At 69.6% G+C, this 16,623-nt stretch carries 14 protein-coding genes, 1 tRNA gene and 1 pseudogene; 4 read left to right on the forward strand and 12 right to left on the reverse strand.

The genetic code is table 11. From position 1 onward, the window contains the following. Positions 1-53 precede the first annotated feature (53 nt). Positions 54-1,474: pseudogene (locus ACX9I7_RS19725) on the reverse strand (MFS transporter). Between the two features lie 238 nt (positions 1,475-1,712). Between ACX9I7_RS19725 and ACX9I7_RS19730 the strand changes: the two are divergent. Continuing rightward, entirely contained in the window at positions 1,713-2,294 is a 582-nt protein-coding gene (locus ACX9I7_RS19730) for a hypothetical protein (protein WP_459388044.1), read from the forward strand. A gap of 37 nt (positions 2,295-2,331) precedes the next feature. On the opposite strand, the gene ACX9I7_RS19735 is transcribed toward ACX9I7_RS19730, so the two are convergent. The 3 genes from ACX9I7_RS19735 to ACX9I7_RS19745 all read right to left on the reverse strand — a co-directional run bounded on the left by ACX9I7_RS19735 (position 2,332) and on the right by ACX9I7_RS19745 (position 4,965). Then, positions 2,332-3,387: a YeiH family protein gene (locus ACX9I7_RS19735; protein ID WP_189452717.1), complete on the reverse strand. Its 1,056-nt coding sequence runs from the start codon at positions 3,385-3,387 to the stop codon at positions 2,332-2,334. Continuing rightward, positions 3,387-3,950: a cysteine dioxygenase family protein gene (locus tag ACX9I7_RS19740; protein WP_189452719.1), complete on the reverse strand. Its 564-nt coding sequence runs from the start codon at positions 3,948-3,950 to the stop codon at positions 3,387-3,389. Before ACX9I7_RS19740 ends, ACX9I7_RS19735 begins: the two co-directional genes overlap by 1 nt. Before the next feature lie 109 nt (positions 3,951-4,059). Further along, positions 4,060-4,965, reverse strand: a complete 906-nt coding sequence (locus ACX9I7_RS19745) for a LysR family transcriptional regulator (protein ID WP_459388045.1) — start codon at positions 4,963-4,965, stop codon at positions 4,060-4,062. An 88-nt stretch (positions 4,966-5,053) separates the two neighbouring features. Here ACX9I7_RS19745 and ACX9I7_RS19750 point away from each other — a divergent pair, with 88 nt between their 5' ends. Continuing rightward, complete coding sequence (locus ACX9I7_RS19750; protein WP_459388046.1) at positions 5,054-5,917, forward strand: alpha/beta fold hydrolase; 864 nt, start codon at positions 5,054-5,056, stop codon at positions 5,915-5,917. 131 nt (positions 5,918-6,048) lie between these two features. Beyond that, positions 6,049-6,120 (forward strand) — tRNA-Cys (locus ACX9I7_RS19755). 39 nt (positions 6,121-6,159) lie between these two features. On the opposite strand, the gene ACX9I7_RS19760 is transcribed toward ACX9I7_RS19755, so the two are convergent. From ACX9I7_RS19760 to ACX9I7_RS19770, 3 genes are all read right to left on the reverse strand, one after another. Further along, positions 6,160-7,461 carry a DUF1266 domain-containing protein gene (locus ACX9I7_RS19760; RefSeq protein ID WP_459388047.1) on the reverse strand — a complete coding sequence of 434 codons (1,302 nt, stop codon included), beginning with the start codon at positions 7,459-7,461 and terminating at the stop codon, positions 6,160-6,162. A 61-nt stretch (positions 7,462-7,522) separates the two neighbouring features. After that, on the reverse strand, positions 7,523-7,855 hold the full coding sequence (locus tag ACX9I7_RS19765; RefSeq protein ID WP_459388048.1) for a hypothetical protein: 333 nt from the start codon (positions 7,853-7,855) through the stop codon (positions 7,523-7,525). A gap of 100 nt (positions 7,856-7,955) precedes the next feature. Then, positions 7,956-8,633: a hypothetical protein gene (locus ACX9I7_RS19770; RefSeq protein WP_459388049.1), complete on the reverse strand. Its 678-nt coding sequence runs from the start codon at positions 8,631-8,633 to the stop codon at positions 7,956-7,958. Between the two features lie 448 nt (positions 8,634-9,081). On the opposite strand from ACX9I7_RS19770, the gene ACX9I7_RS19775 reads away from it, so the two are divergent. Continuing rightward, positions 9,082-9,444, forward strand: a complete 363-nt coding sequence (locus tag ACX9I7_RS19775; RefSeq protein WP_459388050.1) for a cupin domain-containing protein — start codon at positions 9,082-9,084, stop codon at positions 9,442-9,444. Here the strand turns inward: ACX9I7_RS19775 and ACX9I7_RS19780 are convergent. From ACX9I7_RS19780 to ACX9I7_RS19800, 5 genes are all read right to left on the reverse strand, one after another. After that, positions 9,441-9,971 (reverse strand): hypothetical protein, encoded by a 531-nt coding sequence (locus tag ACX9I7_RS19780; protein ID WP_459388051.1) that lies wholly within the window; start codon positions 9,969-9,971, stop codon positions 9,441-9,443. The two genes, ACX9I7_RS19775 and ACX9I7_RS19780, sit on opposite strands and share 4 nt — an antisense overlap. Before the next feature lie 415 nt (positions 9,972-10,386). Further along, on the reverse strand, positions 10,387-10,704 hold the full coding sequence (locus tag ACX9I7_RS19785) for a hypothetical protein (RefSeq protein ID WP_459388052.1): 318 nt from the start codon (positions 10,702-10,704) through the stop codon (positions 10,387-10,389). 246 nt (positions 10,705-10,950) lie between these two features. Continuing rightward, positions 10,951-15,531: a putative T7SS-secreted protein gene (locus ACX9I7_RS19790; protein WP_459388053.1), complete on the reverse strand. Its 4,581-nt coding sequence runs from the start codon at positions 15,529-15,531 to the stop codon at positions 10,951-10,953. A 19-nt stretch (positions 15,532-15,550) separates the two neighbouring features. Continuing rightward, entirely contained in the window at positions 15,551-16,138 is a 588-nt protein-coding gene (locus ACX9I7_RS19795; RefSeq protein WP_459388054.1) for a hypothetical protein, read from the reverse strand. Next, positions 16,135-16,620, reverse strand: coding sequence for a hypothetical protein (locus ACX9I7_RS19800; RefSeq protein ID WP_459388055.1), 486 nt, complete (start codon positions 16,618-16,620; stop codon positions 16,135-16,137). The genes ACX9I7_RS19795 and ACX9I7_RS19800 overlap by 4 nt, the downstream gene beginning before the upstream one ends. Positions 16,621-16,623: the final 3 nt, after the last annotated feature.

Below are 16,623 nucleotides of genomic sequence, written 5' to 3' on the forward strand. Positions count from 1 at the left end.
TTGCCCCCGGGAAACGGTGAAAGGGCGGGACCGGGGCCTCCTCCTCCCGCGACCTACCCCCGCGGCCGCAGCCTCGTGGCCACGTACGCCCCCACCAGCGCCGCTGCCGCCGAGAGCACGAACACCGCCACGAACGCCCCGCCGGGCGCGGCCGAGGCCCCCGGGTCGTGCCCGGCGACGGAAGCCACCCCTCCCCCGCCCAGAGCGAAAAGCACCCCCGCCAGCCCCACCAGCACCACACTCCCCAGCGCATCCGACACCTGGAGCGAGGACGCGTTCGTGCCCTCCTCGCCCTGCCGCGACAGCCGGAGCGTGAGGACGCCCACGCTGGAGATCGTCAGCCCCATCCCGTACCCGACGAGGAGCCAGCAGACGGCCACCAGCCACACCGGCACCGCGTCGATCAGCACCAGCGGCACCACCGCCACGGCGAGCGCCTGCACCGCCATGCCCAGGCTCATCAGCCGCTCGCGGTGGGGTTCCAGCCGGGCCCGGCTCAAGGTGAACGAGCCGAGGGCCCAGGTCAGCCCGCCTCCGGTGAGCGACAGCCCGGCGAGCGTGGCCGACAGCCCGCACTCGGTCACGAGCATCAGCGGGACGAAGGTCTCGGCGGCCAGGAAGGAGCCCTGCGCGAGGCCGCGCAGCAGTACGACGGAGGGCAGCCCGCGCCCGGCCAGGAAGGTGCGGGCGGGCAGCAGCCGCCGGACGCACGGCACGAGGAGGGCGAGCCCGGCCGCCGCGGGGAGGAGGGAGAGCGGGCGGAGGTCCTGGCCCGCGTACTGGAGGAGTCCCGCCCCGGCGGCGACGCCGAGGGCGAGGAGGATCCGGCGCCGGTCCATCGCGTCCGTGTTCCTCCCCGGCGGCAGCGCGCGCAGCGCGGGGAGCATCACGGCGAGCGGCAGCAGTATCAGCACGGGGATGGCCAGGAACACCCAGCGCCAGCCGAGCCGCTCGGTCACCGTCCCGGCCACCAGCGGTCCCACGATCACGGGGACGACCCAGGCGGCGGAGAACGAGGCGATCACGGCGGGCCGCAGCCGTTCCGGGTAGGCCCGCCCCACGACCACGTACAGGGCGACGATCACGAGTCCGGAGCCGATGCCCTGCATGCCGCGCGCGGCCACGAACATCCACATCTCCTGCGCGGCGCCCGCGCCCACCAGCCCGGTGCCGAAGGCGGCGATGCCCGTGAAGAGGGTATGAGGGGGCCGGCGCAGTCGCACCACTCCCCCGACAGCGCCATCGCGAACAGGCTCGCGGTGAAGAAGGCGGAGAAGGCGAAGGCGTACAGCCCGATGCCGTCGAGCGCGCGGGCCGCGACGGGCATCGCCGTGTTGACGGCGCTGGCCTCGAAGGCGATGAGGGAGACGACGGAGACGATGCCGAGGGTGAGGGCGCGGTGGCGGCGTCCGAGAACACCTTCCGCTGTGTCCGTTGCGGCCTGATGGGCGGATATGGGATCGGCGGCGGTCATGGCCTTCACAGTAAGTGGCGAAAGCCGGTTTGACCCCTGTCGTGCGGCGGAGATCCACTCGGTCTCGGGGCCTAGTCGCATGGACGGGCGGGGCTCGGCCACGGGTCGGACACGGGTCCGTCGTGGTTCGGTCCCAGATTGATCATGGCCCTGCAAACAGGCGACTTTCCGCCATGCTCATGCCCATATGCTTCCGGCCGGTTCAGATAGACAGTTCAGCTCGCTGGGGGAATCCCTTATGTCCATTCGTCATGTCGTCACGGCCGCGCTGGTCGTCTCCGGCGCACTCGCGCTGACCGCCTGCGGCCCCACCGACGAGGGCGGGAAGAACGACGACAAGGGTTCCGCCAGCGCGGCCCCGTCGCAGCAGCCCGCCGACGGCAAGGGGAAGGGCAAGAGCGACTACAAGGACCCGTGCGCGCCGCTGCCCAAGGGGCACAAGCTCATCAAGGTGCTCAGCGTCGAAGGCGCGATGAACAACATCGTCGCGCAGGACGCCAAGGTGTCCTGCAACACGAAGATGGACGAAGGCGCCTTCTACCGCAACGAGGGCCCGACGTACACCTACGCCTTCGACAACGAGAACGCGAAGGTGACCGTCCTCAGCCTGGACGGCCCCCAGGTCCGCCCGACGAAGCCCACCGACAAGACCCTCTCGGGCATCGGCCACGTCAAGGAGTGCGCGGACCCGAACCACCAGCAGTACGACAACCAGAGCAAGGCCGACCACAAGGAATGGTGCGCCGGCCAGAACTACTACAACGTGACGCTCGGTCCGGACAAGAAGATCATCGAGATGGTCGAGCTCTCCGGCTCGTGACGCCCCGGGGGTGCGGGGGGACGCTCCCCCGCACCCCTCACGTCGTGAGCAGCACGCCCCCGTACGACACGCCCGCGACGACCACCCACGAGCACAGCCCCAGCGCCGCGACCCGGCCGCCCGTCCGGACGAGCGAGGGCAGGTGCACCGCGCTGCCCAGGCCGAAGAGGGCGGCGGCGAGCAGCAGTTCCTGCGCGTGCGCGGCCGCGTCCAGCGCGCCGCCCGGCAGCAGGCCGGTGGTCCGGAGGGCCACCATGGCGAGGAAGCCGAGGACGAAGAGGGGGACGAGCGCGGGCCGCTTGCCCTCGGCGGGTGCGCCGGCGGCGGCGCGCCGCTGCCGTACGGCCATGGCCACCGCCGCGACCAGGGGCGCCAGCAGGGCCACCCGCATCAGCTTGACCAGCACGGCCTCGCCGAGGGCGGCGGGCCCGGCGGTCTGCGCGGTCGCCACCACCTGCCCGACGTCGTGGACGCTCGCGCCCACCCACCGTCCGAACGCCGCGTCGCCGAGCCCCAGCGGGTGGTGGAGCAGCGGGAGTACGGCGATGGCGAGGGTGCCGCACAGCGTCACGAGCGCCACGGACGTCGCGACGTCCTCCTCGTCGCTGCCCGACACCTCGCTGACCGCGCCGATCGCGGAGGCCCCGCAGATGGAGTAGCCGGTGGCGATCAGCAGTGGCTGGTCGCCGCGCAGCCCGAGCCGGCGGCCGAGCCACAGCGTCCCGAAGAAGGTCGCGGCGACCACGGCGAACACCATCGCGACGGTGGCCCAGCCCAGCCCGAGCACGTCGTCGAGGCTCAGCTTGAGTCCCAGCAGCACGATGCCGACGCGCATCAGCCGCTTTCCGGCCAGCGTCAGCCCCGGCTTGCCGACGCCCCGCACCCGGGTCCGTACGCCGGGCAGGTGGGCGGCGGCGATGCCGAGGACGACGGCGGCGGTGAGCATGGGGACGGCGGGTACGAGCCGGTGGGTGCCCCAGGCGAGGGCCACGCCGGCGGCGGCCATGGCGAGGCCGGGCAGTTTGCCCGGTCCGGCCTTCGCCCGGGGGACGGGCGCCGGCCGGGTGGCGGTCCGGGAGTCGACGACCGCCATCAGAACTCGTCGGCGGGCAGGTCGTACACGCGCCGCACGCTGGAGCCGAGGCGGGAGACGTCGGCGCCGTAGACGTGGAGGGAGATGGCGATGCTCGAGCAGGCGTTGCGCACCCGGTGGATGTCGCCGGGCGGCGCGAAGCCGCAGACGTCGCCCTGCCGGTTGACGACGTCCTCGGTGGCGACGAGGCGGGCGGTCGGGACGTCGGGGACGAGGCGGTAGCGGCGCTCGCTCTCGGTGCCCTGGTGGACGCCGGTGACGCACCAGGAGACGTGGTCGTGGATGGCGGTCCGCTGTCCGGGCATCCAGACGAGCGCGACGACGGAGAAGCTGCCGTCGGCCTCGGCGTGGAGGATGTGCTGGCGGTAGCGGTCGGGGTCGCCCTCGCACTGCTCGGGGGTGAGGAGGTCCGGGGCGCCGAGGTGGGCCGCGAGCCGCTCGCCGACGAGGTAGGCCGTCGCGTCGGGCGCCAGGCCGCGGCCGACGGTCTCGCGGATCTCGTCGACGAGCCGGCCGAGGCGAGCGGTCGTCGCTGTCGTCGGGGGTGCGGTGGGGGTGGTCATGGGTGCAGCGTCGGGGCGCCGGATCCATCACGTCCAACGACAGTTCTTAACCCGACCGCCAACACGCGCTTATGGATCCGCCGGCGTCCGTGACCTCCGCGGCCGGGACTCAGCACCCGACCCGGCGCGCCGCGACGGCCTTGAGCTCGTCGAGGACGAGCGCCGTGGCGGGGATCCGCAGGTGCTCGCAGAGGACGTAGGCGGAGACCTGCCGCCGGCAGGCCGGGTCGAGGGCCCGTCCGGTGATCTTGTCGTGCCGGAGGAAGGACAACACCAGCCCCGGCATCATCGCCACTCCCAGCCCCTCGGCGACGAGCGACTGCACGACGAGGTTGTCGTCCGTTGTGAACGCGATGTCCGGAGCGAAGCCCTGCTCGGCGCACTCGTGGAGGAAATTGGTGCGGCAGCGCAGACAGCCGGCGATCCAGCGCTCCTCCGCGAGATCGGCGAGCTTGACGGCGCGGCGGCGGGCCAGCGGATGGCCTATCGGCAGCAGCACCGTCAGCTGGTCCTCGAACAGCGGTATCTCGACGAGCTCGTCGGGGACCTGTTCGTGCAGGCCGGGGTAGGTGAAGGCGAGGGTGATGTCGCACTCGCCGCGCACCAGCCGGCGCAGCGAGTCCGGCGGCTCGCCCTCCTGGAGCTCGACCCGCACCCCCGGGTGGTCGGCCGCCAGCCGGGCCAGCGCCTCGGGTATGAGGGTGGCTCCCGCGCTGGGGAAGGCGCACACCCGCACCCGCCCGGCGCGCAGCCGGGTCAGGGAGCTCATTTGCCTTTGCGCGGCGGTCAGGCTGTCGAGGATGACCTCCGCGTGCCGCGCGAGGGCCTCGCCCGCCTCGGTCAGCCGCATCCCGCGCCCGACCCGGGTGAACAGCGGCGTGCCGACGGCTCGTTCCAGCGCTTTCATCTGCTGGGTGATCGCGGGCTGGGTGTACCCCAGGGCCCGGGCGGCGGCCGAGTAGGAGCCCGCGGTGACGACCGCGTGGAACGTCTTGATGTGCCGGGAGTCGAACACGCCGGAATCATAAGCGGAATTTGGGATAGGGGGAGGAGGAGGGGTGGCTTGCTTCTGGATCACTCAACATTTCCGGCATGGTGGACTTATGACTCGTTACACCTCATACGACTCGGTGGAACTGGCCTACCGGGTCCTCGGCGAGGGCGCCGGCCCGCCCGTCGTCTGTCTGGCGGGCGGGCCCGGCCGTGACGCCGCGTACCTCGGCGACCTCGGCGGCCTGGACGCCCATCACACGCTCGTCGTCCCCGACAGCCGCGGGACGGGCGCCTCCCCGCCCTCCCCCGACGTGGCCGGCTACGCCTTCCCCGCCCTCGCCGAGGACGTCGAGGCCCTCCGCGTCCACCTCGGCCTGGAACGCTTCGCCCTGCTCGCCCACGACGCCGCCTGCGCCACGGCCCAGGCCTACGCGGCCACCCACGGGGAGCACCTGACCCATCTGGTGCTGATCGCCCCGGGCTCCCGGCTCCAGGGCGAACTCCCCACGGACGCCGAGGAGATCTTCGAGTCCCGCGCCACCGAGGACTGGTGGGTCGACGCCTACGTCGCCGTCCACTCCCTGGCCGCCGCCGACAACCTCGCCGAGGTCCGCTCCCTCCTCCGCCGCGCCGCCCCCATGGCCTACGGCCGCTGGGACGCCGCACAACGCGCCCACGCCGCCACCGAGCCCGACCAGCTCAACCCCGTCCCCCGCGCGGCCTTCTGGCAGGGCGTCGACGAACCCCTGCGCCTGACCCTGCTCCGCGGCCTGCGCCAGGTCCACTGCCCCGCCCTGGTGGTGACGGGCGACCTGGACGCCGTCACCGGCATGCGCGCGGGCGAACTCGTCGCCGCCTCCTTCCCCCGCGGCGTGACGCGCCCGCTGCACGGGGTGGGCCACTTCCCGTGGGTCGACGAGCCGGAGATGTTCCGGCCGCTGGTGGACGAGTTCCTGCGGGGGGTGAGCGCGTGAGGGCGCCGTCCTCGGTACGGGAGCGTGGCTGGCGTATGTCCGCCATATGACAGTGGCGACCGCACCATTGAAGCGGGGGCGGGGTGAACGTATGGTCGTATCCGTCGGGGAGGCCCATGGCTCCCCGTTCCGGCCGTGTGCCCGAGTGGCTTAGGGGCTCGCCTGCAAAGCGAGTTACGTGGGTTCGATTCCCGCCACGGCCTCTGTCTCCGCTTCTGTTTGCTCTGCTTCTGTTCGCCGTCTCAGCGGTTCGCCGCCCAGGGAATGTTCAGCCAGGGACTGGCCGGATCGGTGGTGAGCACGCGGTGCGCGGCGAGCGCGTCCTCGTACCACTTGCCGAACTTCTCCTCGTCGAAGTGGAGACAGCGCGCGAGGACGTAGCCGGCGGAGAACTCCTCCCACGAGCCGTACGCGGCCTTGGCCGCGATCCCGGCGCGCAGCACCGCCTCCTCCGCCTCGTGCAGGGTGCAGTACCGCGCGGCCAGCCCCCAGCGGGCCATCCCGGCGGCGCGCCCGTGGTCCCACGCCGTCGCCGTCCGCACGTACGCGCCCTCGGCCAGCAGGCCGTCCGCGCGGAAGCGGGCCTCGTAGCGCGCGATCCGCCCGATCAGCTGGTGGATCTCCGCGACGTACTCCTCGACCTCCTCCTCGGAGAGGGCCTCCCCCTGGGTCACCCCCTCCAGCGTGATCCGCACCTCGCCCGCCTGCTCGGCCCTGCGCCGCAGGACGCGCTCGGCGGTCCGGCGCCAGTGCTCGACGTCGACGAGCCCGGGGAAGTCCATCGCCATGGCCCGGCGGACACCGAGCGCGAACTCCCACGAGCCGCTGACCATGTCCGCGTCCAGCAGCCCTTCCTGGGCCTTCCGCCAGCCGTCCCGGTCGGTGACGCCCCACCACTCCTTGAGCCGGTCCTTCTCGTGGAAATAGCCGCCGCCGTGGTAGGCCATGGCGTTCCACAGCTCGCCGTTGTCGACGAAGAGCAGGGCGGTGAGGGCCAGCCCGTGCGCGAGCGGCCCGTGCAGGGGCCCACCCGTGTGGAGGGCGCGCAGCCGCCCGTGCCGGTTCGGGCAGCCGCAGCCCGAGGTGCTGACGCGCTCGGCGTGCCACTGCCAGACCTCCCGCCCCGCCGCGTTCGCCGGGATGGCGGCCTCGCAGGGGCTGCCGGGGTTCACCACCAGATACGGCGGGTCGCCGGGCTCCCACACCCGGGCGTACCAGCCCAGGGAGTACCCGCAGAAGACGGGGTCCTCGGCGGGCGGGGGCAGCATCCCCTCGGTGAAGACGGCGAGGCAGGGCGTCCCGGTCCGAGGGTTCCAGTACGGGGTGAAAGGCACGGTGCGGGTCTCGGCGTCGGCGTTCGCCCGGGGCACGGCGAGGAACAGCCTCGTCTCGGCCAGCACATGGAAGTACGCGTCCCAGTCGCCGCGCACCCGTGCCTCGTACAACCTCTGCTCGACGTCGCTCGGCCCCTGCCACGGCGCCGGCGCCACCTGCGGCCGCGCCCAGCCCATGGGCCGCTGACCTGCTGTGTTCCACAACCCCATGCGCTGACCTTATCGAGCCCTGTTCGAGCACCGTTCAGGCACTGTTCGAGCGCCTCCGGGTTCACCCGGCGATGGCCGCCACGACCACCCACGCGGCGACGAGCGCCCCCATAGCGACGGCGTACAGCCCCCTGGTCCGCCCCCCTTCCGCCGCCAGCCCGTACGTACCGAGCACGCCGGCGAGGGGCGCGGTGACCATCGGGACGTAGGCGACGGCGTTCTGCCCGGCGACGGTGCAGATGGCGCGGGTGTCCCCGTCGAAGCAGCCGTCGGAGGCCATGACGTTGAGGGGGAGGAGAAGAAACGTGAGCGCCGCGAAGACCCACAGGGCGACCCCGCCGAGGTACTTCAGCACGAGGGTGGTGGGGTCGACGTTCGTAGTGTTCATTGCCATGCGGCAGACGCTAGGCGGGGCGTGGTGGCGGGCGTATCCGTAGCGGTACTCAGGTGGGGGTGCGCGCGGGTGCGGACGTACTCACACGGACGGCACCGAGCTATGCCCGTACCCGGGTCTCGTTCCGTATCCGCGTGGTTTTCATCGCCGCTTCGTCGATGTCGGCGCTGCCGCCGGGTACGGAGACGGTGGCCACGGTGCTGCGGTCACTCCACCCGCAGACGACCACCGAATTCGCCTGCCCGGCGCGTGTGGCGCCGAGGACCTCGCATGTGACGGGCGTCTGCGCACCGGGCGGAGTGATCTCCTTGGCGGGTGTGGTGACCGTGACGCCTTCGTTGTCGCCCATGCCCCGGAGCATGCTGTCCAGAGCGCGGTGCGGATCGTCGATCTCGCCGTAGCCCCCGGCGAAAAGAATGGTCTCCTGCTCATCTCCGGCAGTGGTGACGTACTGCCCGCTCGCCCACTTCATGTCGTGCTCGTTCCGGCCGTTCCGCTGCCCCGCGAGCTTGTCGTTCAGGGTCTGACTGAGGTCCTGGGCCAGGGTGTACTTGCCGTCCAGGAGGGCATGCGGCACGGCGAGCCGATAGCGCTCGGACTTCGGCACGGGACTCGAGGAGTGGTGCCGACCCGGCTGCCCGCCGGACGACACATACAGCAGAACGCCGGAGAGGGCAGGCAGACCCAACACCACACCGATGACGATCCCGACGATCGCCCCGGTGCTCAGGCGCCGGGGCGCGGGCGGGATGGGCGGCATGGGGGCCATGGGGGCCATGGGGGCTCCCCATCCGCCCGGCTGCGAGTACAGGGGGCCGTACGGCTGTTGCGCCGGGTACGGCGGCGGTGCGGCCGGGGGATGGGGCGGGAGGGGCGGGGGCGTCGTCATGGATCAGGAGTCCTCTCGAAAAGCCTCGGAGTAGACGACGTAGACCGTAAGCCTCTCTCTGGCGGCAGACCTGAGCCCGGGGGCCGGCTCGGGAGGATCAGGACACGCGCGCGTGCCGACCACTGCCCGGCACTCGGAACAGCGCGCCGCCGCCAGCTCAGGTGCTCGGCCCCGCACCGAGCCGCCGGCCGACGGCACGGGCCACTTGTTGTAGCCGTGCGAGAACCACCTCCATCACCCACATCACCCGCCCGCCCCGTACCACTCGCCACTCCCCTTCCACAGGGCTACGGTCGAAACGGCAGATCAGCGGGGCGGCAGCCGAGGAGAGCACACCATGGCCGGACTCGTACGCAAGAGCTTCGAGTCACCGGAGGAAGTCCGCCCTTTCGAGGATGACAAAGGGCGAATGGAGCTGGTGAACCTGGGCACCGGCCCAGTGGGCCGGGCGACGTTCGAACCGGGCTGGCACTGGTCCGAACACGTCAAACCGATCGCCGGCACCGACAGTTGCCAGGCCTCCCACGCGGCCTACGTCGTCTCGGGCCGCATGAAGGTCGTCATGGACGACGGCGAGGAGGCGGAGTTCGGCCCGGGCGACTGCATGATCTGCCCACCGGGTCATGACGCCTGGGTCCTCGGCGACGCCCCGTGCGTCATGGTCGACTGGCAGGGTGTCGCGACATACGCAAAGCGCTAAGGAGCGACGCCAAGACTCCGCCGCATGACGCTGCGCATCTCGTTGAGCTGATCCCAGGCCCCATTGATCTGAGCACGGGCCTGCTCCAGGGATTCGCCCTCCCGTCGCGGCGGATGCCCACCGTCGAGACGCTTGAGCACCCCGTACAGCCTGCTGAGCCCGAGGTTGACTTCGTGGGCGGCGGTGAGCACGTCATCCGGTACCCGTAGCTGCGCCTCGGAGTGCCGCGCGCGATGCTCGCGCCGCGCGTCGTCCAGGCGCGACCGCAGGTCGTCGGTGACACGGCCAGCCCGAAGCGCGTACCAGAAGTTGTTCAGCTCGGAATGGTAGTCAAGGGAGGCGGTGTTCAGCATGACGTAGCAGGCCCGAAGCGCCTCGCCCACCGCACGCTCCGCCTCGTACCGCCGTTCCTCCACGCGCTCCCGCGCCGCGTGCTCCAGCTCCTTCGCCTTGGCCTTCTCCGCGAGCCGCTGCGTCATGAGCCCCGACACGAGCGTGCCGAGAATGCCCAGAAACGCGATCACCAACGGAACTACCGAACCGCTCCCCGCTTCCCCCAACCCGCCGTCTCCCCATCTGAGTTCATGGTGACCGAACTCGGTTTACTCAAGGGACCGTTCTACCCAGTCACGTCAACCCACCCACGTGACAGACCTTTACAGGCACAGCCTTCGCCCCATAGAAGCAGTGCGGAACGCATCGCTTCGGAGGAGCGAGTGCGTACGCGTCGACCACCATCGCGACCGCCCCTTCGACGCTGACAGCCGCCCCGACCCCCTCCCCCGCGAGGGCCCCGAGAACGCAGTAGCACCCGCCGTGCCGTCATCACATGGGCCGCAGCCGCTAGCCACTCGTAAAAGTCTGCTTTGCTGCTGGCCTCGAAACATCAACCGGGTGCTCCGAGTATCACCAAGGCGACATGCCGATCATTTCGGAAAGCACTCATTCAAAGCCTTGATGCAAAACCTGACTCATAGTGAGATCAGCCTCACCCAGAAACTCCACAAGAACATCACGTTTACCCTTATCCCCAATTGCGGTCAAAATATAGCCAGGGCATGGAGCATTCTCGATCTCACGCACCAAAGCCACCAACGTCCCACTTTCAAGCACGAATGCGAAAGTAAACCAAGGGCCCAAGTCATCCCAGGATGTTTCACCAGCGCCCCACAGGAGCTCCGCACGCTCCGTGTCGATATCAATTTGAGCCACGTAACCCTGAGGGGAACCGCAGAACGCGTCAGCGTCGATGCGCCTCATCCCTACCTCACCTCCGTTACATAAACGGGAATCGAAGCAAATTCTTCACCGTTGCTAATAAAACCCTTCACCCCATCTTGCTGGCCCAACTCCCACCCTACATACCCCGGCGGATTGTTTCTGGCAGGCTTGGGTTCAACTGTCGTATAGAACTCGAAGCTACCTGGCTTGGCATCAGAGGGGATGGGGCCCCGGTGTGCCTGGACCATTGGATCCCCTCCCCAGCGCGACGTACGCCCCCACAGTTCACCAGACTCGAACCTGATTTGTGACTTCTGCCGTCTGTGTCGGCGACCCGAGTCTATGGAAAGGACCATGCAACTCTGCAACGTTTCCAATTCCTGGACTGCCCGCTTCCAGGACCAGCGGTGACGCCGGGGAAACGGCATCCGAGCTCGCACCAATCCCTCCAGCATCACGCCCGAACATCGCCTTAAGGCGATTGAATATCGAGCCCTTACAGGGGGCCAGTCCCAGCGGGTCCGCCCATGTGTGGGGATTATCGACGTACGCCGCCGGATTCGGCGCCGGAGCCAGTCCCAGGGGATCCGACGACGTATAGCGCGCCGTCTCCGGGTCGTAGTGGCGGTGGAAGTTGTAGTGGAGACCCGTCTCCGGGTCGTAGTACTGGCCCGGGAAGCGCAAGGGCGTGTAGGTGGTGCTGCCCGATACCCAGGCTGTCGTGCCCCAGAGAGTGGTGCGGGTACGCCAGGCGATGACGCCGGATTCGTCGACGAGTTCGCTCGGTGTGCCGACCAGGTCGGTGACGATCGCGAAGAAGCGGCTGTCGATCTCGGCCTGCGAGGCGTCCGCCACCGATATGCGTTCCGTCTGGGCGACCGGGCGGATGCCGTCGTGGTCCCAGGTCAGGGTGACCGGGTTCGGGAGGCCGGGGGACGTCGTCGTCTGTTCGGTGAGTGTCGGGCCGTCCCAGGCGAAGTCGACCTGCTCCGTCACGCCGCCCGACTCGTCCAGGCGCTGCTTCGCTATTCGGCGGCCCAGCGGGTCGTACAGGTAGCGCCAGCGCGTACCGTCCGGGGTGACCACCGACCGCAGGCGGTCCTCCGCGTCCCACTCGTATCGCCAGGTGTCCGGCTTCCGTGACAACCGGACCTTCTGGCGCAGGACGACGCGACCCTGATCGTCGTGCTCGTAGCGGATATTACCCGCGCGCGTGATGCGCGTGCCCGTGTACGCGCGAGCGCCCTGAGCGTCCGTGCCCGGGTGGTCCGTGGGCCAGGTGGCTTCCGTCTGGTTGCCGGCGTCGTCATAGGCGTACTGTTCCTGCCAGCCTGGGGCCGTGACGGCGGTGACCCGGCCGACGGCGTCGAGTTCGAAGGAGCGGTCGTTGACGGCCGTCAGATGGCCGTCATGGCGGTACGTGTAGTCCCGGCGCTGGAGCTGCGCGGACTCCGCTCCCGCCGTGAGCGTCTGCGACGTCAGCCGACCCGACACGTCCCAAGCGTGCGACAGTGTGATGCCCTCGCCGAAGTGCCGCGCGAACTCGCGGCCCGCTGCATCGTGCTCGATGTCGAAGACATGGCCCGACGCCGTCAGCGACGTCCGCCGCCCCGCCGCGTCGTACGTCCATGTGCTGACCGCCCCGCCGGGAGTGACCCGTCGCGTCCGCCGCCCCAACTGGTCGTACGCGAAGGTCAGCGTCCGGCCGTTCGCCGTCTCGGACTTGACGCGGCCCAGCCGGTCGCGGCTGTAGGTCAGCGTCGCGTCGGGGCCGACCGCCTCCAGCAACCGGCCCACCGCGTCATGCGTGTACGTCGTGACAGCGCCATCCACCTCCTTGGCCACCGTCCGACCGAGAACATCGTGGTCGTAGGTGATGGTCTGCCCCAGCGCGTTGGTGCGTGACGTGAGCTGACCGGCCGCGTCGTGCGTGTACGTCAGCGTCCGGCCGTCGAAGTCCGTCTCGGATACCAAGCGGCCGACGGGGTCGTATTCGTAGGACCATGTCAGGCCCTGGGGATTGGTGACCTCCGTCAGTCGCAGCTCCGTGTCGTAGGTGAATTCATGCCGGATGCCGTCGGGACCCGTCTGTGCGCAGAGCAGATCGAAGTGGGTGTATTCGTATGTCGTCACTCCACCAAGGGCATCGGTGTACGTGACACAGTTGCCCTCGCCGTCGTACGTCCACGACTGTTCCGTGCCATCGGGAGCGATACGGCGGGCAAGGTGACCCTCCATCGACCACTTCAGCCGGGTCGTGGCCCCGAGCGCATCAATCACGGTGGTGACCCGGCCGAACGCGTCGCGTCGATAGTTGGTCACCCCACCCAGCGGATCCGTCAGCTCGACCACGAGTCCCGCGCTGTTGCATCGAAGTCGAGTGGTATTACCCAAGGCGTCGACGACCGAAGCGGGATGACCGAGTTCGTCGTAGGTGAATCGGGTCACGGAACCCGATGGATCAGTGGTGGATGTACAGTTCCCGTTCCGGTCGTACGTCTGGTGCCAAACGCTTCCGTCCGGGTTCGTCACCGTCTCCGGAAGCCCCAGCGCCGGGTCGTACGAAGCCCGCGTCACCCGCTCGTCGGGGCGGACCACGGCGGTGCTACGCCCGGACTCGTCATACCGGAAGCGAGTTGTCCGCCCCAAGGCGTCGGTACGTGAGAGGAGCCGATTGTGTCTGCCCCAGGTGGAGCGGGACACCGCACCGTCCGGGGTGATCACCGCTACGACGCGCAAGGAGCTGTCGATCACATAGCGGGTGCTGTGACCCAATGAATCGGTAACGGTGGTGACGGGCAAGCCGCTTTCGCCGTCAATCCCGTCATAGGAGAAGTACGAGCGCAGGTGCCCTTGGGCCCCGGACTGCTCGACGCAGCGGTGACGGTCGTCGTAGACGTAGTCGAAACGGCTGCCGTTGCGGTCGGTCCAAGATGTGATCCGGCCGAGCTCGTCATAGCCGAAGCGAAGCGGCTGCCCTGAAGAGTTGATGATCTCGGACAGTTGGCCATCGGTGTATCCGTAGCGGACCAGCTCCGCGTCCGTGCCGGCGGGCCCCGCGCCGATCAGGTGCAGGGCGGTGATCCGTCTCCCATCGGTCGCGACGCGGATGTGGTATCCCGCGTCATGAATGATGTCGGTCGGGGTGCCGTCCTCCGCGTGGACGAAGGTGATGCGATGGCCGTTCCGATCGGTCAGCTCGTCAAGGAGAGCGAGTCCACCGTCGTACCGACGAAAGCGACGGACACGACCGCTGCCGGGGTCGGTGATCGAGTAGGTTCCGGCTTCGTCAACGGTCAGTGGCCAGCGTTGGCTGCCCGTCGGCAAGGTCTCCAGGCCGGGCGCCGGGTGCGGGTAGGACAGCAGGACGCCGTCCTCGCGCACGAAGATGACTCCTTCGGAATCGATCTCCAGACGCTGGTCCGCACTGCTCGCCCAAGCCGGACCGAACCAGATGCCGGCCCGGTACGACGACTCGAAATGGCGGGAGAACACGAGGGGAAGTGCGCCAGGAAGTGTGACGTCCGTCTGCGGCAGGAGCATGCGCCCCGTCGCAACGTCGACCGGGTCCTTTTCGCAGACTTTCTCTTCGGGAGCACGGTTGTAGTTCGGACCATCAGTACCGTGCCCGCGCGTCGAACTACGCTCGACCGACTTGACCGTCTCGCCCGCCCGTGCGCCCCCGCCTTCAACCGCGCTCGCTCCCGCGCGTTCCGCCGCGCCCGCCGCGCCCCGCTCGGCTGCCGCGATCGCCGTGCGTTCGGCCGCGGCGGCGCCCGCGCTGCCGCCGCCCGTGGCGAAGGCCAAGCCGATATTGCCTCCGAGACGGCCGGTTGCCTCGGAGAAATCCTTGCCCCAGCCGTCTCCGACGAGAGTGGCGGGCAGGCGCTCGGGATGGGAGGCGAGGGAGAGCATGCCGGCCGCCGTGCTGGAGACGGTGCTCAGGTAGTCGGCGGGGTGGGTGACGTTGTAGATGTCGAGGGGGTTGAGACCGCGGGCGAACTTCGCCGCGTCCGTACCGGCCCGGAGGACACCGCCCTCGAAGTGCATGAGCTCCATCGCCCCGCCGTCCTTGAGGTCGAGGGCGTTGGCCTTCATACGGTTGGTGAAGCTGGGCTTCTGCGGTGCGTTCGAGACGGCTGCGGCAATCTTCGTCTGGGCTTCGGCGGCGGCCGTGTTGCGCTGTTTGCGGGCCTCGGCGAGGAGGCGCCGGGCCTCCTTCATGTCCGCTTCGCCGGGGTTTCCCGGGTCGACGGGCTTGGGGCCGGGGTCCTGGAGGTTCTGGATCTTCGCGTTGTAGACGAGGACCTTGGCGTTGTACTCGTGGACGGCCTTCTTGTTGGCCTCCTGCCCCTTCTTCCAGAGGCGGACGGCCTCCTTGGCCTGGTTCTGCGCCCAGGTGACGGTGTGGGCGTACGACTCGAGGGCACCGGCCGCCGCCTCGAAGGCGTCGGCCGCTTCGGCCCACTTCTTCGGCTGCTCGACGAACTTCGTGGTGAAAGCGTCGGCGCCCTGGCCCTTCCAGCCGGTGGCACGAACCTGCTGGAGGGCAGTGTGAGTGGCGTTGAAGGAGGAGTGGAGGCTGCGCAGGTGCTTCGCCGTGGCCTCTATCCGCTTGGGCTCGCCGTGGACGAGTTCTTTCGGGTTCTCGGTCTGGTCCAGCTGGTGCTCGCCGATCTCGGCGCCGAGGTCGGACGCGATCTCCTCACCGAGGTGGTCGACCTTGCGGGCCGCGCTGTGCAGGCCGGCCTTGTCCAGGCCCTCCGCGGCGAGCTCGGTGCCCTTGTGGATGGCCCTGCCTGCCATCTTCTCGGCCTGGTCGAGCTTCTTCTCGCCCCACTCGCCAAGGCTGTCGAACGCGTTCATCAGTAGACCTCAGCAGCCCTCAGTAGTCCTCGATCTTGCTGACCGTCCGGACCGCCACGCCGAGCGGGCCCGATCCGCCGGTCTTGGCGCTGTCCAGGAGGTCCTTGCCGGTCTTCGACCAGGCGTCCTTGGCGCCCTCGCCGGCCTTGGCGAAGGAGCCGAGGCTGTAGTCGGCGTCGCGGGTCTGGGTGAACGCGTTGTCGGACAGCACCTCACTGACCGACTTTTCCTTCACCTGGTCCTCGGTCAGATGAGGATTTCCCATGGCTGCGTTGGCGACGATCTTGAAGGTGTCCGCCACGTAGCGATCGCGCTCGTGGTAGTAGCCGGCCGCGAGGCCGACGCGTTCCGCGAACTGGTCGGCGTCCTGGACGAGCGCGCGTACGCCCCAGTCCCAGCGCTCGCAGAAGTTCTTGAGCGATGCCGTCAGGCCGCCGTGCCCGAGCTCCATCCCGGAGAGCGCGAGGTCGTCGAAGCCCCGCCCCACGGAGGCCGCGCCCGCGCCGCCGATGCCCTTGAGTTCGCCGATCGCCGCGTTGATGCCCTTGGCGACATTGCCGAGCGCTGCCTGGCTCGCCTGTATGCCGTCCCCGCCCCCACCGCTCACGGTGCTGCTGCCTCCATCTCCATGGCGAATCGATTCTTCGGCGCGTCCAGCGCCACATCATCCGGCACGATGCCGCGTACGGGCGGGAACATGACGGGACGTTCGTCGGCGATGTCGAGGGCGACACCGGCGGGCGCGCCGACCGCCGGGACGACCACGTCGAGGAGACGCGCACCGAAGATCGAGCGGTACTCCCACTCCTCGTCCTCGGCGATTCCGCGCGCCACGGCGAACCGCGCGAGGGCGGCCACGTCCGTGAAGCCACAAATCCAGCGGATGCCGTGCATCTCCACGGACCAGAGCCCACCCGCCTCGTCGAGCGGTACGAGCACGGCGGTACGGCGGAACTCACCGACGAGGGCTGCGGGGTGGCCCGCCTCGTCGTATAGCGCGGCGATTTCTCCGGCCAGTCGGCTGACATCAGCGGAAGCGGAGGGCATCTGTGACTCGGCCCCCGGGGCGGGGAGCGGGGCATTGGTCATCAG

It is taken from the genome of Streptomyces sp. L500 (assembly GCF_054551825.1).

Coding starts and splice junctions, on each gene's coding strand:
- ACX9I7_RS19765 (WP_459388048.1), bottom strand. CDS start 7,855: ATGGCAATGAACACTACGAACGTCGACCCCACCACCCTCGTGCTGAAG.
- ACX9I7_RS19750 (WP_459388046.1), top strand. CDS start 5,054: ATGACTCGTTACACCTCATACGACTCGGTGGAACTGGCCTACCGGGTC.
- ACX9I7_RS19775 (WP_459388050.1), top strand. CDS start 9,082: ATGGCCGGACTCGTACGCAAGAGCTTCGAGTCACCGGAGGAAGTCCGC.
- ACX9I7_RS19740 (WP_189452719.1), bottom strand. CDS start 3,950: ATGACCACCCCCACCGCACCCCCGACGACAGCGACGACCGCTCGCCTC.
- ACX9I7_RS19800 (WP_459388055.1), bottom strand. CDS start 16,620: ATGACCAATGCCCCGCTCCCCGCCCCGGGGGCCGAGTCACAGATGCCC.
- ACX9I7_RS19735 (WP_189452717.1), bottom strand. CDS start 3,387: ATGGCGGTCGTCGACTCCCGGACCGCCACCCGGCCGGCGCCCGTCCCC.
- ACX9I7_RS19730 (WP_459388044.1), top strand. CDS start 1,713: ATGTCCATTCGTCATGTCGTCACGGCCGCGCTGGTCGTCTCCGGCGCA.
- ACX9I7_RS19760 (WP_459388047.1), bottom strand. CDS start 7,461: ATGGGGTTGTGGAACACAGCAGGTCAGCGGCCCATGGGCTGGGCGCGG.
- ACX9I7_RS19785 (WP_459388052.1), bottom strand. CDS start 10,704: ATGAGGCGCATCGACGCTGACGCGTTCTGCGGTTCCCCTCAGGGTTAC.
- ACX9I7_RS19770 (WP_459388049.1), bottom strand. CDS start 8,633: ATGGCCCCCATGGCCCCCATGCCGCCCATCCCGCCCGCGCCCCGGCGC.
- ACX9I7_RS19790 (WP_459388053.1), bottom strand. CDS start 15,531: ATGAACGCGTTCGACAGCCTTGGCGAGTGGGGCGAGAAGAAGCTCGAC.